Genomic DNA, 23,066 nt, shown 5'->3' with positions numbered 1-23,066 from the left:
GTGGCACGATACTACTATTTCTGCGCCTCCCTCCCCCTCCTTCAGTTCGAAAGTGAGCCCCCTTTTTCGGAGACCCAGTTCCTCGTCCTCGCCGCTCAGCACCTCACACCCGAGGACCGTGCGGTCCTGCTCGCCGCTCTCGACGAAAGGGAGGAGACGGACCACCCTCTCGTCCTCAGGATCAGGGAATGGATGAAGGGTGTGCACAACAACCTCGCCCTCCTTCGGGGGCAGAGGCTCGGGGTGAACGGCCTTTCCTGGACACGAGGCATGGTCGACGGGTACTACGCCGAACGGGTGAAATCCGTCTTCCAGCACGAAAGTCCCACGGGTAAGCAGGACGCGTACGACAGGATGGTCTGGGAGTTCCTCGAGGAGTGCGGGGCAGGGCATGCCTTCGATCTCGAGAGCCTCATTGTATACGCTCTCAAACTCCGGCTTCTTGCGGCTCGAGCAGAGAGGACCGAGGAGCGGGGGAGCGACATCTTCGACAGGGTCTTCCAGCACCTGAGGACCCAGGACATAGTGGAAAAACTACCCTTTGGAGAGAGACAATGATTACAGGAAGAGTCGTGGGCGTCAACGGAAACATGGTGCGCGTGGAGGTGGACGGCAACGTCCGCATGAACGAGGTGGCGTACGTGTGTGTGGAGGACAAGAAACTCAAGTCCGAGGTCATCCGGATCAGGGGGAAGCACGCCGAGCTCCAGGTCTTCGAAATCACCAGGGGGATCGGCGTGGGAGACCTGGTGGAGTTCACGGGAGAACTCCTCTCCGTGAAGCTCGGACCCGGCCTCCTCGCCCAGATCTACGACGGCCTCCAGAACCCCCTTCCCGAACTCGCCCGGAAGTGCGGGTTCTTCCTCGAGCGGGGGGTATATGTGGATCCCCTCGATCCTGAGAAACGGTGGGCATTCACCCCTGTGGCGAAGCCGGGAGATGTGGTGACCGGGGGGGATACCCTCGGTACGGTGCCCGAGGGCATCTTCCAGCATCGGATCATGGTCCCCTTCAATATGAGGGAGCAGTACACCGTCAGACGGGTGGTGCCTGCCGGCGACTACACGGTGAACGACGTGGTGGCCGAGGTGGAAGACCCGCAGGGCGAGGTGTACCCCCTCACGATGTCGTTCTACTGGCCGGTGAAGGTGCCCATCACTGCCTATGCGGAACGCCTCCAGCCCACTGAACCGATGGTGACTAAGATCCGCATCATCGACACCTTCTTCCCCGTGGCGCGCGGCGGAACCTACTGTATTCCGGGGCCGTTCGGAGCAGGGAAGACGGTCCTCCAGCAGATCACCAGCCGGAACGCCGAGGTGGACATCGTGATCATTGCGGCCTGCGGCGAGCGGGCGGGCGAGGTCGTGGAGACCCTGCGGGAGTTCCCCGAACTCATCGACCCCCGCACCGGGCGGACCCTCATGGAGCGCACCGTGATCGTGTGCAACACCAGCTCCATGCCGGTGGCGGCCAGGGAGGCCTCGGTGTACACCGCGGTCACGCTCGCCGAGTACTACCGGCAGATGGGGCTCGACTGTCTGCTCCTCGCGGACTCCACCTCGCGCTGGGCGCAGGCCATGCGCGAGATGTCGGGCAGGCTCGAGGAGATCCCGGGAGAGGAGGCCTTCCCCGCCTATCTCGAGTCGGTGATCGCGAGCTTCTACGAGCGGGCGGGGGTCGTCCGGCTCAAGGACGGTTCCCTCGGTTCGGTGACCATCGGGGGCACGGTGAGCCCGGCGGGAGGGAACTTCGAAGAGCCGGTGACACAGGCCACCCTCAAGGTCGTGGGGGCCTTCCACGGTCTCTCGCGGGAGCGCTCCGATGCCCGTAAGTATCCTGCGATCCATCCCCTCGAGAGCTGGAGCAAGTACCGGGGGGTGACCGACCCGGCGAAGACCGAGTATGCGCGCAAGGTCCTCTTCGACGGGAACGAGGTGGCCCAGATGATGAAGGTGGTGGGTGAGGAGGGAACCACGCTCGAAGACTTCGTCACCTATCTCAAGGCGGAGTTCCTGGACAACGTCTACCTCCAGCAGGACGCCTTCGATCCCGTGGACGCGGCGGTGGGCGTGGAACGGCAACGCCACACCTTCGACATCGTCTTCGACATCCTGAGCGCCCTCTATTCCTTCACCTCCAAGGAGGAGGCGCGCAGGTTCTTCGCGTTGCTCACGCAGAAGTTCAAGGACTACAACACCTCCGAGTGGGATTCGGCCGATTTCAGGAGGCTCGAGAGCGAGATACGGGCCATGGTGGAAGAGAAGACGACGGGCAGGGACGAGGAGGCGGAATACATCCTTTCCAGAAAGGTGGAGAGCCATGCGTAAGATATACAGCAGGATAGAGTCCATAGCCGGGAACGTGATCACGGTACGGGCGCAGGGCGTGCGGTACGGGCATCTCGCCGAGGTGGTCTCACGGCAAGGAAAGACCCTGGCCGAGGTGATCCGCCTCGACGGTGATCTCGTGGCCCTCCAGGTGTACGGCGGGACGCGGGGGATATCGACCGGCGACGAGGTGCGGTTCCTGGGACACCCCATGCAGGTCTCCTTCTCCGACAACCTGTTGGGGCGGATCTTCGACGGGAGCGGGAGGCCGAGGGACAACGGCCCCGACCTCGTGGACGAGCTCATCGAGATCGGCGGGCCTTCGGTCAACCCGGCCAAGCGTATCATCCCTCGTAACATGATCCGTACGGGTATCCCCATGATCGACGTCTTCAACACACTGGTGGAGTCCCAGAAGCTTCCCATCTTCTCGGTCTCCGGGGAACCGTACAACCAGCTCCTCGCCCGCATCGCGCTTCAGGCCGAGGCGGACGTGATCATCCTGGGGGGTATCGGCCTCAAGTACGACGACTACCTCTTCTTCAGGAACACGCTCGAAGAGGGTGGTGCCCTCTCACGGACGATCTTCTTCGTGCACACCGCCTCTGACCCCGTGGTGGAGGCTCTGTTGGTACCGGATATCTCGCTCGCAGTGGCGGAGCGGTTCGCGCTGAAGGGGAGACGGGTGCTCGTGCTCCTCACCGACATGACTAACTTTGCCGACGCCCTCAAGGAGATCGCCATCACCATGGAGCAGGTACCATCCAACCGTGGATACCCGGGTGACCTCTACAGTCAGCTCGCGGCCCGCTACGAGAAGGCGGTCGACTTCGAGGGGGCTGGTTCGATCACCATCCTCGCGGTCACCACCATGCCTGGAGACGACGTGACCCACCCGATTCCCGACAACACAGGTTACATCACCGAGGGCCAGTTCTACCTGAGGAACGGGCGTATCGAGCCATTCGGCTCGCTCTCGAGGCTCAAGCAACTCGTGAACAAGAACACCCGCGAGGACCACAGGGCCATCATGGACGGCATGATCAAGCTCTACGCGGCCTACAAGGAGACCCTCGAGAAGAAGGCCATGGGTTTCAGGATGTCGGAGTGGGACAACAAGCTCCTCACCTACGGCCAGTTGTTCGAGAGGGAACTCATGGATCTCTCGGTGAATATCCCGCTCGAGAAGGCCCTCGACAAGGGGTGGCAGATCCTGGCGGAGTGTTTCACCCCCGAGGAGACGGGACTCCGGTCCGATCTCATCCGCAGGTTCTGGCCGAAGAAACAAGAGGTGGCGCATGGCCAAGATCAAGCTCACCAAGAATGAGCTCAAGCGTCAGAAGGACGCCCTCAAGCGCTACGAACGCTACCTGCCGACGCTCCAGCTCAAGAAGCAACAGTTGCAGCTGGTGATCACCCAGGTGGAGGCGCGGGTCGCGGAGGCATGGAACAGGAAACAGGCACTTCTGGAAGGGGTGAGCGCCTGGCGTCGTCTCTTCGGAGAGGACGTGCGTCTCGAGAACCTGGTGAAGGTGAGGGAGGTTCGTACCGGAGAGACGAACATCGCGGGGGTGGATATACCCACCTTCGAGGGGGTCGACTGGGAGCCTCCCGCCTACGACCTGTACGTCCTCCCCGTGTGGGTGGACGATGCGGTGCTCTTCCTCAGGGAGCTCCTCGCGGTGGAGGCGGAGATCATGGTGCTGGAGGAGCAAAAGCGCAGGCTCTCGGAGGAGCTGCGGATCACCAGCCAGAGGGTGAACCTCTTCGAGAAGGTGAAGATCCCCGAGACCAGGGATCACATCCGCAGGATCACCATCTACCTGGGGGATCAGCAGACCGCGGCGGTGGTGCGCGGCAAGATCGCGAAGAAGAAGCTGGAGGCCAGAGCATGATCGTACCGATGACGAAGGTGTTTCTGGTGATGAAGGCCTCCGAGGCGAGGGAAGCCCTCACGGCGCTCCGTCGTTTCGGCGCGGTCCACGTCCACGTACAGGACCGCGAGACGGACGAGGTGGAGGCGCGGCGCAGGGAGCTGGAGCGGTGCGAACGGGCGTTGGGTGTGCTGGCCGAGTATCGCAGGCGAAGGAAGGGGCGGAATGGGAGCCGGCTCGGCACGGAGGAGGTGTGCGGCCTGGTGGATCGCGTCCTCTCCCTGGCCGAGGAGCGACGGAGGCTCGAGGAGGAGGCGGTGGGGCTGTCATCCCGTCTCGAAGAGCTCGGGCCGTGGGGCGATGTCTCGGATGAGGACATCGCCTTCCTCCGTGAACACGGCGTCCATGTGGTGTTCTGTCTCATGACGGGAGAACAGCGTGCACGCCTTGGGAAGGATTTGGTGTGTGTGGAGGTGGGGGTGAAGGGGGGGAGGCGGATGTGCGTGGTGGTGGGAAGAGGGGAGGAGCCGGCGCTGCCCGAGGGGGTGGAGGTGGTGAGGATCCCGAAGGGAGGACGTGCGGGCGTACGGAGGAACCTTATGAGGGTGAGGGAGCGTGTGAGGGAGGTGGAGGAGGCGCTCCTCGAGGCTGCGGGATCGTACGAGGAGCTCGTCCGGATGAAAGAGGAGGTGGTGCGGCCCGCGTGGGAGTTCGAACGGGTGGCTGCGTCGCTCGAGCAGGAGGGGCCGCTCGTCTGGCTCACGGGTTTCCTGCCCGAACGGGAGAAGGACCGACTCGCCGACTATGCGAGGAAACAGGCCTGGGGTGCGCTCTTCCTCGACCCAGGGGAGGACGACCCTGTCCCCACCTTGGTGGAGAACCCCAGGGCGATACGGATCATCAGACCGCTCTTTGACTTCCTCGATATCGTACCAGGCTACCGAGAGTTCGACATCAGTTTCGTCTTCCTTGCCTTTCTCTCGGTCTTCTTCGCCATGATCGTGGGGGACGCCGGATACGGCCTCATCTTCCTGGCGAGTTCCCTCTACATCCTCCGACGCGAGTACCGGCTCACCGGAAAGGTGACCGATGCGGGAGTGCTCATCGCCTGGATGAGTCTCTGTACCGTGGTATGGGGAGCGCTCACGGGGACGTGGTTCGGCTATGAAGGGTTCGCCCGCACGGCGCCCTTCTCGTGGTTCGTGGTGGAGGGGGTCTCCTCATGGGAGCCCGAGGCCACCCAGACCGTACAGCTCCTGAGCTTCGGGCTGGGGTTGGTGCACCTCTCGATCGCCCATCTGTGGCGGTTCGTGAGGGAGATCCGTGACGGAATGGTGGTCCGTTCCTTCTCGCAGCTGGGATGGCTCTCCATCATCTGGGGGCTCTTCAACGTGGTCCTCAACCTGGTAGTGGATGCCGCGCGGTATCCCATACTCCCGGTCTCGGTGTACGGGATAGCGATCGGGCTCCTCCTGGTGGTGGTCTTCGGCAGCCAGGAAGGCGACGGCTTCCTCAAGGGGGTCGCACGAGGATTCGCCGGACTCTTCACCACCGTTCTGGATGTGATCGGCTCGTTCGGGGATCTCATCTCCTATATCAGGCTCTTCGCCGTGGGACTCGCTACGGTCGCCCTCGCCGAGGCCTTCAATACCATGGCTCTCGGCGCGGGAGGGAGTCTGGTGGGAATCCTGATCGCAGGGATCATTCTCCTCATAGGACACGGCCTCAATCTGGTGATGTCCGCCCTCTCCGTGGTGGTACACGGCGTGAGGCTCAACCTCCTCGAGTTCGCGGGGCATCTCGGTATGGAATGGACGGGGATTCACTATACCCCGTTTAAGGAGCCCACCACTCCTGCAGGCGATGCGGGGGATGAGGGAACATATAAGGACACAACAATCCGAGAAAGGAGTGCAGTATGAACTGGGGACTCATAGGAATCGGCGGGGCGCTCGCACTCGCTGCGGCGGGTTCTGCGATCGGTATCGGAACGGCGGGCATGGCCGCCATAGGGGCGTGGAAGAAGTGCTATGCCCAGAACAAGCCGGCGCCCTTCATGCTCATCGCCTTCACGGGCGCACCTCTCACCCAGACTCTCTACGGGTTCATCCTCATGAACAACCTCCGGGACAAGCTCGGCACCATGGATCCGGGACTGCTTCTCGGGCTCGGTGTACTTGGAGGTCTCGCCATGGGCTACTCGGCGGCCTTCCAGGGGAAGGCCGGTGCCGCCGCCGCGGATGCACTGGCCGAGACAGGCAAGGGAACCGCCCAGTACCTCATCGTCCTGGGAATCGTGGAAACCGTGGCGGTGTTCGTACTGGTCTTCATGATGGGGGTGACCGGTTGAGGAGATCCGATCTCCTCGGGATGGACTCGCCCTACGGTGAACCCGGGCCCGTGCGGATGCACGGGCTTTTCCTTTCGTCCCGTTCCTCGTTATAGTGGTACGTATGGGTGACATGAATCGGAGAAAACACCCCGTCCCGCCCGAAGGCGGACGTGAGGTATATGCGACCAAGGCCGTACCCGTGGGATCCCTCGTGATAGGAGGCGGCGCCCCTCTCGTGGTGCAGACCATGTGGAAGGGGCCTCTCACCCCTGAGGCGGTGTCCACGATCGTGGAAGAACTCGATCGGCTCTCCAAGATGGGGTGCGGGCTCATGCGCTTCGCCGTGCCCGACATGGCTGCAGCGGAGGTGGTGGGGCGCATCGCCGAGCGAAGCCCCATGCCGGTAGTGGCCGACATCCACTTCGACTGGCGTCTCGCGCTCAGGGTGATGGACTTCCCCGTGGCCAAGGTACGGATCAACCCGGGTAACATCGGAGCCCGATGGAAGGTAGAAGAAGTGGTGAGAAAGGCCGAGGAGAAGGGAGTCGCCATACGAGTGGGGGTCAATTCCGGCTCCCTCCCGAAACACCTCCGTCATGATCCCGATGTGGCGGCTGCCCTGGTGAAGGCGGCGGAGGAAGAGCTCGAGATCCTCGGTTCCCTCGGGTTTGAGAGGGTCATCGTTTCGCTCAAGGCGTCCGATATAGAAACCACGGTGCGTGCGAACAGGCTCTTCGCACAGAGGTACGAGATTCCCCTCCATCTTGGCGTCACCGAGGCGGGACCGCTCATCCCCGGTATCGTGAAGTCCACGGCGGCCCTCGTGCCCCTGCTCTCGGAGGGGATAGGCGACACCATCCGCGTCTCCCTCTCGGATTCGTGCGAGAAAGAGGTGCTCGTGGGTATGGAGATCGCCCGGGCGAGCGGTCGCAGGAATACGGGCGTGAATCTCATCTCTTGTCCTCGATGCAGCAGGTACAGCTTCGACGTGATGGGATTCATCGACCGCGTGTATCCCTACCTGCTCTCGATAGAGCGTCCGCTCACGGTCGCGGTGATGGGGTGCGTGGTGAATGGACCCGGCGAAGCGCGGCATGCCGATCTGGCCATCACCGGAACCGGTCGAGGTATTTTCCTCTATAGAAAGGGAGAGAAGATTCGAGAGGTTACTCCCGATGAGGCTGTCGATGCGTTTCTCGAAGAAATTCAGCATCTCCTTTAGCGTCTTCTTGTGCCTCGCCTCGCTGTCCGCCCAGGAAGAGGTGCCGAGCTGGGTGATGTACGAGCGCGCACGGGACCTCGCGCAGGAAGGCCTGATCGCCGAGGCCCTCGTACTCCTCGAAGAGGCCATCGACAGGGAAGTCACCTTCCCCGAGGCCGAGTACGAGCTGGGCCGACTGTTCTTCCGGGAAGGGGAGTTCACCCTCGCCGAACGTCATCTCCTCAAAGCCCTCGCGCAGAGACAGTACCTTGCGGTTGAGGCATCGTTCTATCCCATCGCCTACACCCTCGCCGAACTCTACCTCGCAGAGCGAAAGTATCACGAATTCGAGGAGACCCTCTTCACCTATATCCTCTCGGAGGATGAGTCCTACATCGGCGAGCGCAACCGGAAGAACCGGGAGGTGTGGACCACGACCCTCAAGGAGAAAGGCCTCGACCGCTTGCTCGTGCTCTATCGCTGTCCTGAGAACGCCTCCTACCGGGCCCATCTCCTGCTCTCCGAGTTCTATGGAGAGAACGGACGTATGGACAAGGCCCTCGAACACGCCACGATCGGAGTGATGATGGTGGTCACCACCCTCGTCGATACCATACGAGAAGAGGACTATCTCTACATCTTCTCGTCGATGGAGGCCCTGTGGAGGGAGATCCAACGGGAAGATCTCTTCCTCTCCTATCTCGAGGATCGCGAGGTCTACCGTCTCCTCTACTGGCTCGCCAACGCCCTCTATGGCCTGGCTCACCGGGAGGAGGCGGTGAAGTGGTGGTCGTTCGTCGCCGCCCGGGCGCCCGAGGGGCGATGGAAGTACCTCGCCTTCAGTCAGCTGAAGGAGCCCCGTGTGGCTCCCCCGGAGGAAGGCGTGCGCTAGGAGGCCGTCATGGAAGGGGTCTACGTGGGTACGTCCGGCTGGACCTATCGCCACTGGGCGGGCCTCTTCTATCCCGAGGACCTTCCTTCCTCTCAGCTCCTCGAGTTCTACAGCAGACACTTTCGTACGGTGGAAATAAACTCCTCGTTCTATCACCTCCCCCGCGAGAAGACCTGCAGGAACTGGGCGGGGAGGGTTCCCGAGGGGTTTCTCTTTTCCATGAAGGCGAGTCGGGTGATCACGCATCTCCGGAAGCTCGGAGACGTGGAGGAAGAAATCGAGCGGTTCCTCTCCCGTGCGGCCCTCCTGGGTGACCGACTGGGCGTGCTGCTCTTCCAGCTTCCTCCTTCTCTCCACAAGGACCTCGATCGGCTCGAACGATTCTTCCGTCTGCTCCCGCGGGGCTTCAGGTACGCGGTCGAAGTACGACACGACTCCTGGTTCGATCGGGATGTCTACGATCTCTTCTCTGCCTACGGGGTCTCCTTCTGTATCTTCCACTTTCATCCCCTTCACGCCCCCTGGGTGGTCACCGCGCCTACGGTCTATGTGAGACTCCACGGGGCTCTGGGCCGTTATCGCGGATCATACTCGGACGAGTACCTCGCTGAACTCGCAGAGAAGATGGCGGCATGGCGCGGGGAGGGGAGGGAGGTCTTCTGTTACTTCGACAACGATGCGGAAGGACACGCACTCCACGATGCGGCACGGCTCATGGGCTTCCTCCACGGCCTCCTGGGCGATGCCTCACCTTGAAACCTCCGTGGTTTGTCCGTACAGTAGCGTGGGTATGGATAAGATCATCATCAAGGGTGCTCGCGAACACAATCTGAAGAACATCGACCTCGAGCTTCCCCGCAACAAGCTCATCGTCATCTCGGGGCTGTCCGGTTCGGGGAAATCGTCCCTCGCCTTCGATACCATCTACGCCGAAGGACAGCGTCGTTACGTGGAGTCTCTCTCCTCGTACGCCCGGCAATTCCTCGGCCGCATGGACAAGCCGGACGTGGACTACATAGAGGGACTTTCCCCTGCCATCTCCATAGAACAGAAGACCACCCAGCGGAATCCGCGCTCCACCGTGGGTACCGTGACGGAGATCTACGACTACTTCCGTCTCCTCTTCGCCCGGATAGGCGTGCCCCATTGTCCCCAGTGCGGCAGGGAGATCCAGGAACAATCGCTCGACCAGATACTCGAGCAGGTGCTCCGCATCCCCGAGGGTACGCGAATCATGGTGCTCTCTCCGGTCGTGAGAGGCAAGAAGGGAGAACACGTCCGGATCCTGGAGGATGCCCGGAAGGCCGGTTTCGTGAGGGTGCGGATCGACGGAGAGATCCGTCTCCTGGACGAGGAGATCACACTCGAGAAGAATCAGAAGCACGATATCGACATGGTGGTCGACCGTATCGTCATGTCGCCCAACGTGAGACGACGGCTCGCCGAGGCGGTGGAGACTGCTCTCGAGCTCAGCGGGGGTATGTGTGTCGTGGTGGAGATGCCGGAGGGAGGTGAGGAACGTGAGCACCTCTTCTCCCAGAAGCATGCCTGTCCCGTGTGCGGGGTGAGCATGCCCGATCTGGAACCCCGGCTCTTCTCGTTCAACAGCCCGTACGGGGCCTGTCCCGCGTGTTCAGGACTTGGGGTGACCATGGAGTTCGATCCCGACCTCATCGTCCCCGATCCCTCCCTCTCGTTCAACGAAGGGGGTATAGCCCCGTACAGCCCTGACTCCAACTGGCAGCGGAGCCGGTTCGAAGCATTCCTGAGTGAATACGGGGTGGATCTCGACACGCCCATCGCTGAGTATCCCGAGGAGGTGAGGGAAGCCCTCTTCTACGGGTCCGATCGGGAGGTGGAGGTACACTACAGGAATCGCAAGGGGACCGGCAGGTTCGACTACCGCACGAAGTTCCCCGGCATCCTCGAGGATCTCAAGCGGCGTTACATGGAGACTACCTCGGAGGAGATAAAGGAGTGGCTCGAGGGGTTCATGCGGCAGAAGCCCTGTGAGGAGTGCAAAGGCGCCCGCCTCAAGCCGGAGGCCCTCGCCGTCACCGTGGGGGGGAAGAACATCCACGAGGTCTCCTGTATGTCGGTGGAAGAGGCCCTGGACTTCTTCGTCACCCTCAGGGAACGGATATCCGAGACCGAGTATCAGATCGCCCGGCTCATCCTCAAGGAGATCACGAGCAGGCTGAGTTTCATGAAGAACGTGGGGCTCGAATACCTCACGCTCGAACGCAGGGCCTCCACCCTCTCCGGCGGCGAGGCCCAACGTATACGCCTCGCCACCCAGATAGGGTCTTCCCTCGTCGGCGTACTCTACGTCCTCGACGAGCCTACCATAGGCCTTCATCAGCGGGACAACCAGAGGCTCATCGATACCCTCAAATACCTCAGGGATCTCGGGAACACCCTCATCGTGGTTGAGCACGACGAGCAGACCCTCAGAACGGCCGACTACATCGTGGATCTCGGTCCCGGTGCGGGTATGCATGGGGGAAAGGTGGTGGCTCAGGGAACCGTGGAGGAGGTGACCGCGGTCCCGGAGAGTCTCACCGGCCAGTACCTCGCCGGAACCCTGAAGATCGAAGTGCCCTCCTCCAGGAGAGCGGGCAACGGGAATGCCCTCGTGCTCAAGGGTGCGAAGGAGCACAACCTCAAGAACATCACAGTACGCTTCCCTCTCGGTATGTTCGTGGTCATCACGGGCGTGTCTGGTTCCGGCAAGTCTACGCTGCTCAACGATATACTTTATCCCGCGGTCCACAACCGGCTCCACCGTACCCACTGGCCCGAGGGCGCACACGAGGGCATCGAGGGTCTGGAGCACATCGACAAGCTCATCAACATAGATCAGAGCCCCATAGGCCGCACTCCTCGATCGAACCCCGCTACCTATGTGGGACTCTTCACCCCCATACGGGAACTCTTCGCCTCCCTTCCCGAATCCCGCGCCCGCGGGTACAAGCCCGGCAGGTTCTCCTTCAATGTCTCGGGAGGGAGATGTGAGCACTGTAAAGGCGACGGCACCATCAAGATCGAGATGCACTTCCTCCCCGACGTGTACATCACCTGCGACGTCTGTCATGGAAAGCGATTCAACCGCGAGACGCTCGAGATCAGGTACCGGGGGAAGACCATCTACGACGTGCTCGAGATGACGGTTGAGGAGGCCTACGAGTTCTTCTCTCCCATCCCCCCGGTCGAACGGAGGCTCAAGACGCTCCTGGATGTGGGACTCAGCTACATCAAGTTGGGCCAGCCCGCCACCACCCTATCGGGAGGAGAGGCACAGCGGGTGAAACTGGCCCTCGAACTCTCGCGGAGGAGCACGGGGCGTACCCTCTATCTCCTCGATGAACCGACCACCGGCCTCCATTTCGCCGATGTGAAGAAGCTCCTCGATGTGCTCAACCGTCTGGTCGACATGGGGAACACGGTGGTGCTCATCGAGCACAACCTGGATGTGATCAAACAGGCGGACTGGATCATCGATTTGGGGCCCGAGGGGGGAGAGAAGGGCGGGCGGATCGTCGTGGAGGGAAGGCCGGAAGACGTGGCAGCCTGCAGCGCCTCCTACACGGGACGATATCTGAGGGAGGTGCTCTCGCGGTGAGGGAGCGGCGAGTACCGGAGCGGCGTGCTCTCCTGTTCGTACTCTGCTCCATGGTCCTCACGTCTCTTCCTGCTCAGGAAACTACTCCTCCTACGCCCCCCCCTCCCGTCGTGCAGTCCCCGGAGACAGACTCGCAGGAGTCTGCCGGTGAGCCCGATGACCTCCTCACGCGCACCATCATCCAGGATATCATGACGGCCTCTTTCTTCGAACTCGCCGCCTGGTGCAGGAGACTCGGCCTCCCCGCCACCGGTGACAGGGAGACCCTCAAGGCCCGTCTCTTCTCCCACTACGGGATCACCCCTCCCGAGACCCCTCCTCCGGCCGGGAGGCGCATCACCCTCTCCTCGGCCAGGATCGCCCGCTACACCACACTCACCGAGGTGGACGAGGAATACGTGGAACTCGGTGGGGGGGTCGTCCTGGAGTTCTCCGATGATCAGGGAGAGCACACCATCATGGCCGACCTGGTCGTGTACAACGCGGCCCTCAAGACCCTTTCCGCCTACGGAAACGTGGGTTATGTGAAGAGACGGGCGGGAGAGGAGGTGGAGCGCTTCTCGGGGGACTTCCTCCTGGTGAAAGTGGAGGATGCGAGCGGCCTCTTTCTCTCGGGCACCTTCTCTCAGGAGAAGAAGATAGAGGATGAGCCCCTCACCTTCGGTACGACCGCGGACGAGGCCTTCCGCTACATCGTGGGGGAGGACGAGGCTGTGATCTCCCGTGATGTGAGCATCTCCTCCTCCCGGGGGGATCCTCCCTACTACCAGCTCGCCGCTTCCCGCCTGTGGCTCTTCGGACAGAGCGACTGGGCGGTGGAACATGCCGTCCTCAAGGTGGGGGAGATCCCGGTCCTCTACATCCCTTTTTTCTTCTATGCGGGTGACGAACTGGTGTTCCATCCCGTCTTCGGTATCGACGAGAGGAGGGGCACCTTTCTCCAGACCACCACCTATGTGGTCGGCCATAAACCGCTCTCCACCGAAGGCGCCTTCTCCTTTATGGCGCCCTCGGAAGATCAGTCGTTCAAGTACGTGCGCCACGGCCTTTTCATACACAGAATCCCTGTCGCCCCTTTGGGTGACCAAGAAGCGGATTCAGAAGAGGAGGCCGATTCCCGGGAGGATCGGCTCAAACTCATGCTCGACTACTATACGGGGCTGGGTCTGTTCGCCGGAATGGAAGGGAACTGGAAGTCCCTCGGCCCCCTTTCGGGGCTCGACCTCCAGATCGCCATGGCGCGCAGCAGAACCCTCTTCCCCTCGGGAGACGGCTACACCCCCTATACCCTTGAAGGGGGAGAAGTGGTGAGCAGATGGGACGAGTCGCATTTCGGGAGCGCGGAATTGCCTCTCAGATACCGTCTTTTCTCGGAGGGAGGGCTCAAGATTCCCCGAGGTTCCCTTTCCTGGAAGATCACGGCCCTCTCGGACCCGTATGTGGCGCCCGACTTCCTGGACCGGAAGGAGGATATCGCCTGGAAACAGGTCTTCGGGTTCTCCGACGGAACCGATGAGGATGCGGCCCCTTCGGAAGAGACCTCCATCTCGTGGCTCCTGAGGGGGAGCGTGAGTCCGGGCCTCTCCCTGGGCACCCTCTTCCGATGGACCAGCGTGTCGCTTTCCAATACCCTCCTGTGGGGAGTGAAGAGCCGTTCCGACGTGCCCTCGACCTCCCCTGAACGGACGTACTTCTATCCCACCACCCTGGTGTTTCCCTCCCTCTCCCTCTCCTTTTCCGGCACGCTCCTCTCGTATCCGGGGGGGGGACGCGCCGGCGAGACGTCTCCCGAACTGCCGGAGGGCTTCCTCCCGCCCTGGGAGACCGATGAGTCGGAGGAGACCTCGGAAGGACCGCCGGAAGGGCCGTTCGGACAGTACCTCCTTCCTCCCCTCTTCGATGATCTTTCCCTCTCGTCCTCCCTCACCCCGCTCCGTCTTTCCTCGGCATACGCCATGACCCCTCAGTGGGTCTCGACCTACTACTACCCCTCAGACATCGATTCCCCGGAAGATGTCGAGCTCTCGTCCCCCTCCTACGGGAAGCACAACCTGCGGTTCACCGACACCTTCACCAACACCGCCACCTTCTATGACGGGTTCGGGCAGCTTTCCGCGCAGACCACGTTTTCCGTGAATCGTTACTATCCCGTGAGACTCGACGACGAGATGTCCGACGACACATGGGAGGGGATACGAGACCCCATCCTCAGGCAGAACGATCTCTATCTCGAACAGAGGGTGCAGGCCGTCACAAAACCCTTCCTCCTCTTCCTCCCGCTCAAGGATTCCTCGATCTCCTATACCATCCGTGCGAGGATCGTCGACGAGGAGGTGATCGATATCTCACCAGACGGCCTCCCCCGCTACGACTATCACTTCGTGGAATGGGAGGATGACTACATAAAGGAACACAAGGTGCAGTCTTCGATCGTCCTCTCGGTGCTCGGGACGAGGCACACCCTTTCCGCCTCTTATGTGCTCCCCCCTCTCGACGAGGAGGTGTCGTTCGGACTGTCCAACACCATGGGACCGTGGACCCAGACCACCGCACTCAATTACCAGAGGGGGGACGGGGATTCCTGGGAGTTCGAATCCCTCTCCTTCACCCAGAAACTCTCGTTCCTTGAAAACAACGTCCAGTTCACGGAGAACCTCAAGCTCGTTCCGGACGAAGACGATGCGTCGAGGATCAGGCCCGAGCAGCATGTGCTCACGGCGAAACTGTACCCCCTCACCCTCCAGGCGACCTGGCTCCACACCTATCCCTATACCTTCGGCGGATACGGGGTGGGGTGGATCAAGGAGGATGAAAAGGAGTTCCTCCTCTCGAAGGTGAGTGCGAGACTCGGCTACACCACTCCCGATACGTATCTCTGGAAGAACCGGATGGGAATCAGGGCGACCACGAGCTCCACCTACACCATCACACCCATTCGGGTTACCGACTCGAGGTGGGATCTCTCCTTCGGGTTGTCCTTCTTCATCCAGGAGTTCGTGGAGGTCTCGCTCTCCTCCGTATCGGTCAACAGGGCCGCCTATCGGTACATCCCCGGACTCCCGGAGAAGGTGGGGCTCGAGTGGGTCAACCCCCTCGTGGACATCGCCCGGTCGTTCAATTTCTTTTCCGTTGACGACCGGGAGGAGGCGCTCTTCAAGCTGCAGAGCCTCGATCTCTCGGTGACCCATCACCTGAGCGACTGGTACCTCTCGTTCTCGTATTCGGGTGAACCTGCCACCCGAACCACGGATGCCGGGATACTCGAGACGTACTGGGACTCCAGTTTTTCGCTCACACTCGCCTGGAAGCCCATCCCCGAGATAGAGACGAGTCTCGACTACGAGGACGAGGCCTTCCGGTTCTAGGGGGGCGTCGGTTTCTCTTGAGGAAGGCCTTTCAGTAGTGGAACTCGCTGTCACCGATGAACTCCCTGAGGATGGAACGCCCGGGGACGTGCTGGGAGGAGATGGGGAGGAAGTTTTCCAGGAATCCGAGGAGACGCACCGCCTCGGCGTACTCCCGATGGTAGGGCTTTATGGTCCTCAGGAGGGGTTCGGCGAAGACCTTGAGTACGCCGAGCTCGTAATCGAGCGCCGAGTTGAAGAGGATGTCGGCCTCCTCCTGGAAGGGGAAGATGTGTCGCTCCTCACCCCTGCGGACCGAGGGCCACATCTGGATGGTCTCGAGGGCGGTCTTTCCCCTGAACCGGGCGTCCCTCACCATACGACGGATGAGGCGGTTGTCCGTGGTGGGAATGCGGTTGTGGTCGTCGAGGTTGAGTTGGGTGAGGGCGGAGACGTAGATCTTGTACTTCTGTTCTCTCGGAATCTGGGAGGTGAGTGCCTCGTTGAGGCCGTGGATGCCCTCTATGACGACGATCCCCTTCTCGGGAAGGGTAATGGTCCGCTCTGTGTGCAGAGGGCGTCCTGTCTTGAAGTTGAAGAGGCGTTCCCGTATGGATCCGCCTTCGAAGAGGGCGATGAGATCACGGTTGAGTACTTCTGTATCGAGGGCTTCGAGTGCCTCGAAATCGTAGTTCCCCTCCTCGTCCCGCGGGGTCTCCTCCCGAGGTTTGAAGTAGTTGTCGAGGCTTATGGCGAGGGGACGGAGTCCGAAGACCTTGAGGTACATGGAGAGCTTCTTTGCAAACGTGGTCTTGCCCGAAGAGGAGGGGCCCGCCACCAGGACGAGTTTGATCCGGGGTGTCTCGGCGGCGATGCGGGAGGCGATCTGGGAGATTCGTTGCTCGTGGAGGGCCTCGGCGATCTGGATGAACTCGCGCTCCTTTCTCGCCTCGACGAGGGTGTTCAGGTCGCCCACCGAGGCCACGGAGAGGGTCCGCCCCCACTCTTTGTATTCACGGTAGACCTGAAAGAGCTTGAGGGGGGGTGCGTAGGACTCGGGTACGGGTCGTGCGGGATGCCTGGGAAACCTGAGAACGAAACCAGGGGGGAAGTGCTGAAGGCGGAACCCCTTGAGCAGGCCGGTGCGGGGTACCAGGGGGATGGTGGCGAGGTCGCAGTAGGTGTCGCAGAAGAAGACGGGGATCTTGTTCTCGTTCCTGAACGTGAGAAGCTTGACGGTCTGCATCTGGTCCCTTCCCTGGAACTCCCAGATGGCGTCCTGGTAGGAGAGGACCTTCCGTTGGATGGGGATGTCTCTGCGGATGAGATCCTGCATCTCTTCCTGGAGGAGGTCCACCTCTCTCGGGGTGACATCTTCGCGATCCCTGAGGGTGTAGAAGTATCCGTCGCCCAGGGAGTGGCCTATGATGAGTCTGAGGCCCCTCCTGTGGGCAGCCATGGCAAGGAGGAAGCAGAGGCTCGCGCGGTATATGATCATGCCTTCGGGCTGATCGAAGGTGACGGGCTCTATGCTGCTGTTGAACTCGAGCTTGTAGGTGAAGCTGGTGAGCTCGTTGTTCACGCGCGCCGCTACGGGATGGATGTCCGGGAGATGGGCCTTCAAGAGGTCTCCTACCCGGGTGCCGTAGGGGACTTCCAGTACGTGGCCGTTCGGAAGCATGACACGGATCTCGTTCATAGAGCCTCCCATATAGGTGTATCGCGACAGGGGCCTCACACCCAGTGTAGTGCGGTTTCGCGGGGTTTCGCAAGCGCTCAGGGGCGTGTAAGGGGGATGGATCGGGTCTTTCGTATGAGGGCCATGTAGAGAGGTCCGGCTCCTCGTGAGGTGTCGGGGAGGATGTGAAAGCCGTAGCGGGTCGGCTCGAGGGTGAGGGGGGGGAGGGATGCGGGGAGCGGGGGCGGGTCCTGGACGATTTCGAGGGCGTTCCCGCGTCGTGTGACGAGCTTCTCCACCACGCCGTCGTTCTCCTGAGGGGTGAGGGCGCAGGTGGCGTAGACGAGGAGGCCGCCGGGGGCGAGGGCGAGGAAGGCGGAGGAGAGGAGGGCGAACTGGGTGTGTGTGAGGTTGCGGATGCGGGCGGGGGTCCAGCGGGAGAGGTGGGAGGGGGAGGAGAGGAGATGGGCCTCGGAGGAGCAGGGAACGTCCGCCAGGATGCGGTCGTAGGCCTCGGGCTCGTGGATCCCCCATGTCCGTCCGTCCCTGCCGGCGACGCGGATGGGGGCGAGGAGGTGTGTGGGCAGGTGGAGGGTGAGTACCTGCTTGAGCCGGGCCCTCCTCGAGGAGGAGTACTCGTTGGCCACGAGGAGCCCGCGTCCCTTGAGGGCGAGGGCGAGGAGGAGGGTCTTCCCTCCGGGGGCGGCGCAGAGGTCGAGGACGCGATGGCCCGGCTCGGGGGCGAGGAGGGCGGGGGGGTAGAGGGAGGCGGGGTCGAGGTGGTAGGGAGCGAGGAGCCCCTCGGAGAGGGTATGGTAGGGTGATTCCGTCCTCATCGAGGCCACGAGACCATCCCACCGTTCCCCGAAGAGCGATCGATAGTACTCGTGGAAGCCCTCTTCTCCCTTGGGTCTCTTGTCGATCCTCTTCATACCACGCCAAGAGTAGTATATTTCCCGAAGAATGAAAATCTTCCGCCTTGATACGTTGAGCCGTTATTTCTATTATGAGACCAAACATCCCGAGGAGGAGTACATGGATCTGCGTGAACTGGAGAAGAAAGCCCGGATGTATATTCAGCTCGAAACCGGGGAGGAGTTCAGGAGAGAAGTAGAGGAACTCCTCGAGAGAGAGGACTGGGAAGCGCTCAACGACCGTTTCTTCGCCGACCTCGAATTCGGAACAGGGGGGATGCGTGGAATCATCGGAGGAGGATTCTTCCGCATGAATCCGCTCATGGTGCGCAGGGCCACCCAGGGCCTCGCCAACTACATTCTCTCCCAGGGACTAAAGGATCCATCCGTAGCCATCGCCTACGACTCGAGACGATACTCCCGTGTGTTCGCCCGGGAAGCGGCGCTCGTGCTCTGCGGTAACGGGATAAAGACCTACCTCTTCAAGGACCTGAGGCCCACTCCGGAGCTGTCCTTCACGGTTCGTCATCTCGGCACCACCGCCGGTATCGTGATCACGGCGAGTCACAACCCTCCCCAGTATAACGGATATAAGGTCTACTGGTCGGATGGGGGGCAAGTGGTGCCTCCGCATGACAAGGGGATCATAGAGGAAGTCCGGAAGGTGACCTCCGAGATCAGGTCGATGCCGGAAGAGGAAGCCCTCGCCCGAGGACTGCTCACCTACATCGGGGAGGAGGTGGATCGGGCCTACTTCGACGCCGTGAGACGACAGGTGATCCGTCCCGACCTCTTCAAGGAACACGGAGGAGAGGTCTCGGTGGTCTACACCCCGCTCCATGGTACCGGGAGGATGCCGGTGGAGACCGTGTTGAGAGGATTCGGGATCGACGTCTTCACCGTGCCCGAACAGGCCGAGCCTGACGGGGACTTCCCTACGGTGGAGTATCCCAATCCCGAGGAGGCCTCGGCTCTGGAGCTGGCCCTCTCGTACGCGCGGAAACGGAAGGCCGACGTGGTGATGGCCACGGACCCCGATTCCGACCGACTCGGCATCGCCGTTCCCGACGGACACGACTATGTCCTCATCACGGGGAACCAGCTCGGCGCGTTGTTGGCCGACTACATCTTCTCTTCGAAAAAAGAGATGGGTTCCCTTCCCGAGCGGCCTGCCTTCGTCAAGAGCATCGTCACCACCAATCTTCAGCGGAAGATCGTCGAATCGTACGGCGTGGAATGCCATGAGGTGCTCACCGGATTCAAGTACTTCGCCGCCAAGATACGCGAGTTCGAGGAGAAGGGCGGTCCCCAGTACGTCTTCGGTACCGAGGAGAGCTACGGATTCCTCGTCGGAACCGATGTGAGGGACAAGGACGCCGTCTCCGCCTCGATCCTCACCGTTGAGATGACCCTCTACCACAGGGTTCAGGGTAAGACGCTCCTGCAGAGGCTGGAGGAACTCTACAGGCAACACGGCTACTTCGAAGAGATCCTCACCACGAAGACGTTCCCCGGTGAAAAAGGCATCCAGGTCATGAGAGGGATCATGGAGCGACTCCGTAACGATCCTCCTCTCGCCTTCGGTGACCTCAAGGTGGTGGAGATACGCGACTACCTGGACGGCACCACCCTCTACCTCCCCTCGGGAGAGCGGAAGAAGAACATCGATCTCCCCTCATCCAACGTGCTCCAGTTCGTGCTCGAGGACGGAAGTGTGGTGAGCGCTCGGCCGAGCGGTACGGAGCCCAAGATCAAGTTCTATGCCTCCTGCACCTCGCCGGTGAAGGACTCGCTGGAAGAGGCGAAGCGGGAGGTCAAGGAGAAACTGGAGGTCGTCCAACGGCAGATCGACGGGTGGATCCCCGCATAGTGTCGAGGAGGCCCCTAGGAGAGGGGCCTCCTTTCCGCGGCGGACTTTATCTCCCTGATGAGCTCTCGGATCCCGGCTTCGTCGAGTCTGCCGTCCGAGAGCTTCTGGTTCTGGAGCGAGAGCCACCGTTCTTCCATCTCGTAGAGTTCGTCCGCGACCGTACCTCTCCAGATGAGGAGGGCGAGTTCTTCCGGGACTTCCTGGTATGAGAGGAAACGCTCGGCCGTGGTGAGTGCGAGATACCATCGGATATCGTCGATCGCCACATCGTGTTCCTGGAGTAGCCTCTGGATATCCATGTGTCGGATGGTAGGGAAGGAGACCCTGCATGTCAACCTCGACTGATCCTGGAAGAGATCCCGTATCGATCGATTGGCGCAAGGAGGTGGTGGTGACCTTCGATCTCGAGACCACCGGGCTCGATCCTGTGCGCCATTCGGTGGTGGAGATCGCGTGCGTGAAGTTCCAGGGCGGAGAACCCCGTGCCTTCTTCTCCCTGCTCGTGAAGCCTCCCCATCCCATTCCTGCCGAGGTGACGAAGATCCACGGGATCGGCGATCAGGATGTGGAGGAAGCACCTCCCCTCCCGTCCGTGCTTCCCATGCTCGAGTCCTTCGTGGGGACGCACCTCCTGGTGGCCCACAACGCTCCCTTCGACCTCTCCTTCCTGAGGATGGAGTACGCCCGTTGTGGACGTCCCTATCCTGGGTTCCGCGCCATCGACACCCGGCTCCTCGCCAGGAGCGTCCTCCCTCATCTGGGCAGGTACAGCCTCGCATCCCTCACCCGAGCCCTGGATATCCCCCTCCAGCACCATCACAGGGCGCTGAGCGACGCATGGGCCTGCGGGGATCTCTTCTACGCCCTGGCAGAGCGCTCGTCCGGAGAGGGGGCCCTCCCGCTCGACGGGATACTGGTCGGTTAGAGCTTGCCGAGTATCTTGAGCATGTAGAGTTCGAGGTATTCGCGGAAGGCCTCCTTCTCCTTGATGCGTTCGAAGGCCTTGTTCTCCGAGAGGGTCTGGGCCATGGTCCGGATCTGCTCCTCGGTCGGGGGCCTTCTCCTGTTGAGAATACGCATCTTCCGCAGGAAGTCTTTCGCGAAATTGTTCACATCCTCCACGAGGATCTCCTTCGACTCTTCGTCGATGAGCGGATTCCACCGCTCGATGAGTGACTCGAGCGCTTCATCGATCCGCATGCCGGGCGGGAGGAATGCCTTCGTCAACTCCTGGATCCTCGCACGGAATTGATGGGGGGTATACGGCTGCGAGGCGGGGGTGGGCGGAGGGGGAGACGCCTCGCCGCGGTCGGTCGGGACCGGAGGGGCTTTCTGTCGGGGAGGTGCGGAGGAAGGTGAGAGGACCAGTGAGGATTTCTTCTTCTTGTGGGGACGGGTCGGCTTTCCCAGGAAGAGACGCTTGAGGAATCTGATGATGGTGCTCACCACCGGTATCACCTTCCAGAAGGGGAGCATGAGTCTTGCGTCCTTCAGGAGCTTCTCCCGGTCGAGGTCGAGGATTTCGGGGAGCGGCCTGAGACGCCGGTTCCGTTCGTCGAAGATCTTCTGGAGCTCACCCTTCTGAGCAGCAGGGAGGTCGGTTCCCTCCCATGCAAGATAGAGGAGGTGGAACTGGAGGAAGCCCGGAAACACGGGGTCTTTCCTCGCCACGCGTTCCCTCACGTCGCGTGCGAATTCCTCGTCGTCGAACATCTCAGGGAGCTCTTCGTCCTTCTTGAGGAGGAGGTACCACTGGTTGGTGTATTCCCTCTTCAGCTCCATGGAGAGGAGGAATCGCCGTTCCTCGAACACGGGGAGCAGGAGTTCCCTCCGGATGTAGTAGTCCTGGTCGTCGGCTCCCTTGAGCTTCACGAGAGGAGGGAGGGAGAGGGGGTCGGGTGCCGTGGAATGTTCCTTCACATACTCCACGATGTCGTCCCTCTCGCAGAGCTTGAGGAGCGGGATCCCTCGATCGTCCGTGAAGGAGAGGATCTCCCCCAGGGTGAAGGTGTAAGGCCGCTTCCTGAGCTGGCGTTCGAGGATCTGGAGGGCTCGTTCCTTCTCCTTCTTCTTCCTCACCTTGCTTTTGTAGTAGAGCAGGAAGTAGGTGAGAAGATAGGCGGCGTGGCAGTAGGAGGTCTCCACCTCCTGTCGATCCTTCTTCGATGTGATGTCCTTGTAGAGGAAATTGGCCAGTTGGTTCCAGAAGTAGTACACGGTATCGGAGGGTTCCCTTATCTCTCTGAGCGCCTGATCGGCCCGCGTGAGGGCGGCGTGGAGCATGTTCCTGAGCATGGTTTCGTTCTGGCGGAAGAAAGGCCGTATCTTCTGGAGGATGTAGGCCGAGTTCCGTTCATTGGTGAGGTAGGCGCGCAGTTTGATGACGCAGAGCTCACAGAGCTTCTGGAGCAGGATCCTCTCGGTGATGACCACGGCCGGGAGACCGTCCGGGAAGGTGAGACGTATGAGTGTGTTCCCCTCGCCCGTCTCTTCGTGGCGTTCGAACCAGTGGAGGAAATCGTCCTTTACCGAGAGGGTGAGGAAGAAACGTTCGGGGAGGGCTATACCGAGAAGGCCGGTGTCGGGGAACGGAAGATCCTGTGTGAGGGACATCTCCTGATAGTGGGCCTCGATACGCTCGTAATAGGGTGCGAGGTAGTAGAGCGTGTGGATCGTGCCGTGGGGATCTGCATCGAGGATCAGCGTCCCCTCCCGTTCGAGCGGTTTCGCGAGACGGACGACCTCCCGGGAGAGGGATTCCAGCGAGGTGTGGGCGGAGAAGGAGGGGAACTCGTCTGTGTTCCTCTGGGCCTCCCGGATGGCGTAGGCCGCGAAGTGGTTGAAGGGGATCTCGGTATGTCGGAATCTGCTGAAGTAGGCCTCCACGAGCCGCCTGAACTCGTCTGCCTGTCGTTTCCCTTCCTCTGTGCTCATGGAATAATAGTATCCTGCTTTTCCTTGTCTTGCAAGGAAGAATGTTGACAAAACACGAGATCACCACTTACACTC

General features: G+C 61.4%; 17 protein-coding genes. 13 read left to right on the top strand and 4 right to left on the bottom strand.

Annotation, left to right across the window (positions count from 1 at the left end; all coding sequences use genetic code 11):
* From STHERM_RS05980 to STHERM_RS05930, 11 genes are all read left to right on the top strand, one after another.
* Positions 1-558 (top strand): DUF2764 family protein, encoded by a 558-nt coding sequence (locus STHERM_RS05980; protein ID WP_237223176.1) that lies wholly within the window; start codon positions 1-3, stop codon positions 556-558.
* Positions 555-2,330, top strand: coding sequence for a V-type ATP synthase subunit A (locus STHERM_RS05975; RefSeq protein WP_013313989.1), 1,776 nt, complete (start codon positions 555-557; stop codon positions 2,328-2,330). The genes STHERM_RS05980 and STHERM_RS05975 overlap by 4 nt, the downstream gene beginning before the upstream one ends.
* The gene (locus tag STHERM_RS05970; protein WP_013313988.1) at positions 2,323-3,657 is read left to right on the top strand and encodes a V-type ATP synthase subunit B; all 1,335 of its coding nucleotides are present in this window, start codon (positions 2,323-2,325) and stop codon (positions 3,655-3,657) included. Before STHERM_RS05975 ends, STHERM_RS05970 begins: the two co-directional genes overlap by 8 nt.
* Complete coding sequence (locus tag STHERM_RS05965) at positions 3,629-4,225, top strand: V-type ATP synthase subunit D (protein ID WP_013313987.1); 597 nt, start codon at positions 3,629-3,631, stop codon at positions 4,223-4,225. Before STHERM_RS05970 ends, STHERM_RS05965 begins: the two co-directional genes overlap by 29 nt.
* Positions 4,222-6,126, top strand: coding sequence for a V-type ATP synthase subunit I (locus STHERM_RS05960; protein WP_013313986.1), 1,905 nt, complete (start codon positions 4,222-4,224; stop codon positions 6,124-6,126). Before STHERM_RS05965 ends, STHERM_RS05960 begins: the two co-directional genes overlap by 4 nt.
* Entirely contained in the window at positions 6,123-6,554 is a 432-nt protein-coding gene (locus tag STHERM_RS05955; RefSeq protein ID WP_013313985.1) for an ATP synthase subunit K, read from the top strand. Before STHERM_RS05960 ends, STHERM_RS05955 begins: the two co-directional genes overlap by 4 nt.
* Positions 6,555-6,657: 103 nt before the next feature.
* A complete protein-coding gene (gene ispG / locus STHERM_RS05950) occupies positions 6,658-7,758 on the top strand; it encodes a flavodoxin-dependent (E)-4-hydroxy-3-methylbut-2-enyl-diphosphate synthase (RefSeq protein WP_013313984.1) in 1,101 nt (366 codons plus the stop codon).
* A complete protein-coding gene (locus tag STHERM_RS05945; protein WP_237223174.1) occupies positions 7,724-8,629 on the top strand; it encodes a hypothetical protein in 906 nt (301 codons plus the stop codon). Before ispG ends, STHERM_RS05945 begins: the two co-directional genes overlap by 35 nt.
* A gap of 9 nt (positions 8,630-8,638) precedes the next feature.
* On the top strand, positions 8,639-9,385 hold the full coding sequence (locus STHERM_RS05940) for a DUF72 domain-containing protein (RefSeq protein ID WP_013313982.1): 747 nt from the start codon (positions 8,639-8,641) through the stop codon (positions 9,383-9,385).
* Between the two features lie 34 nt (positions 9,386-9,419).
* On the top strand, positions 9,420-12,251 hold the full coding sequence (gene uvrA, locus STHERM_RS05935; RefSeq protein ID WP_041623340.1) for an excinuclease ABC subunit UvrA: 2,832 nt from the start codon (positions 9,420-9,422) through the stop codon (positions 12,249-12,251).
* Positions 12,248-15,616, top strand: a complete 3,369-nt coding sequence (locus STHERM_RS05930) for an LPS-assembly protein LptD (RefSeq protein ID WP_013313980.1) — start codon at positions 12,248-12,250, stop codon at positions 15,614-15,616. The genes uvrA and STHERM_RS05930 overlap by 4 nt, the downstream gene beginning before the upstream one ends.
* A gap of 31 nt (positions 15,617-15,647) precedes the next feature.
* On the opposite strand, the gene STHERM_RS05925 is transcribed toward STHERM_RS05930, so the two are convergent.
* Together STHERM_RS05925 and STHERM_RS12545 are read right to left on the bottom strand one after the other, a co-directional pair.
* Complete coding sequence (locus STHERM_RS05925) at positions 15,648-17,294, bottom strand: nucleoside kinase (protein WP_041623338.1); 1,647 nt, start codon at positions 17,292-17,294, stop codon at positions 15,648-15,650.
* 77 nt (positions 17,295-17,371) lie between these two features.
* Complete coding sequence (locus tag STHERM_RS12545) at positions 17,372-18,205, bottom strand: NOL1/NOP2/sun family protein (RefSeq protein ID WP_013313978.1); 834 nt, start codon at positions 18,203-18,205, stop codon at positions 17,372-17,374.
* 103 nt (positions 18,206-18,308) lie between these two features.
* Between STHERM_RS12545 and STHERM_RS05915 the strand changes: the two genes are divergently transcribed.
* A complete protein-coding gene (locus STHERM_RS05915; RefSeq protein WP_041623336.1) occupies positions 18,309-20,057 on the top strand; it encodes a phospho-sugar mutase in 1,749 nt (582 codons plus the stop codon).
* Between the two features lie 14 nt (positions 20,058-20,071).
* Here STHERM_RS05915 and STHERM_RS05910 read toward each other — a convergent pair whose 3' ends face one another.
* Positions 20,072-20,356 carry a hypothetical protein gene (locus STHERM_RS05910; protein ID WP_013313976.1) on the bottom strand — a complete coding sequence of 95 codons (285 nt, stop codon included), beginning with the start codon at positions 20,354-20,356 and terminating at the stop codon, positions 20,072-20,074.
* 29 nt (positions 20,357-20,385) lie between these two features.
* Here STHERM_RS05910 and STHERM_RS05905 point away from each other — a divergent pair, with 29 nt between their 5' ends.
* Positions 20,386-20,982, top strand: coding sequence for a PolC-type DNA polymerase III (locus STHERM_RS05905; protein WP_013313975.1), 597 nt, complete (start codon positions 20,386-20,388; stop codon positions 20,980-20,982).
* Here STHERM_RS05905 and STHERM_RS05900 read toward each other — a convergent pair.
* Complete coding sequence (locus tag STHERM_RS05900) at positions 20,979-22,991, bottom strand: hypothetical protein (protein WP_013313974.1); 2,013 nt, start codon at positions 22,989-22,991, stop codon at positions 20,979-20,981. The genes STHERM_RS05905 and STHERM_RS05900 overlap by 4 nt on opposite strands.
* Between the last annotated feature and the right edge of the window lie 75 nt (positions 22,992-23,066).

The sequence above is a fragment of the Spirochaeta thermophila DSM 6192 genome, from assembly GCF_000147075.1.
Taxonomy (GTDB): domain Bacteria; phylum Spirochaetota; class Spirochaetia; order Winmispirales; family Winmispiraceae; genus Winmispira; species Winmispira thermophila_A.
Note: the sequence above shows the minus strand (reverse complement) of the source record. Positions and strands in the feature narration are given on the sequence as shown.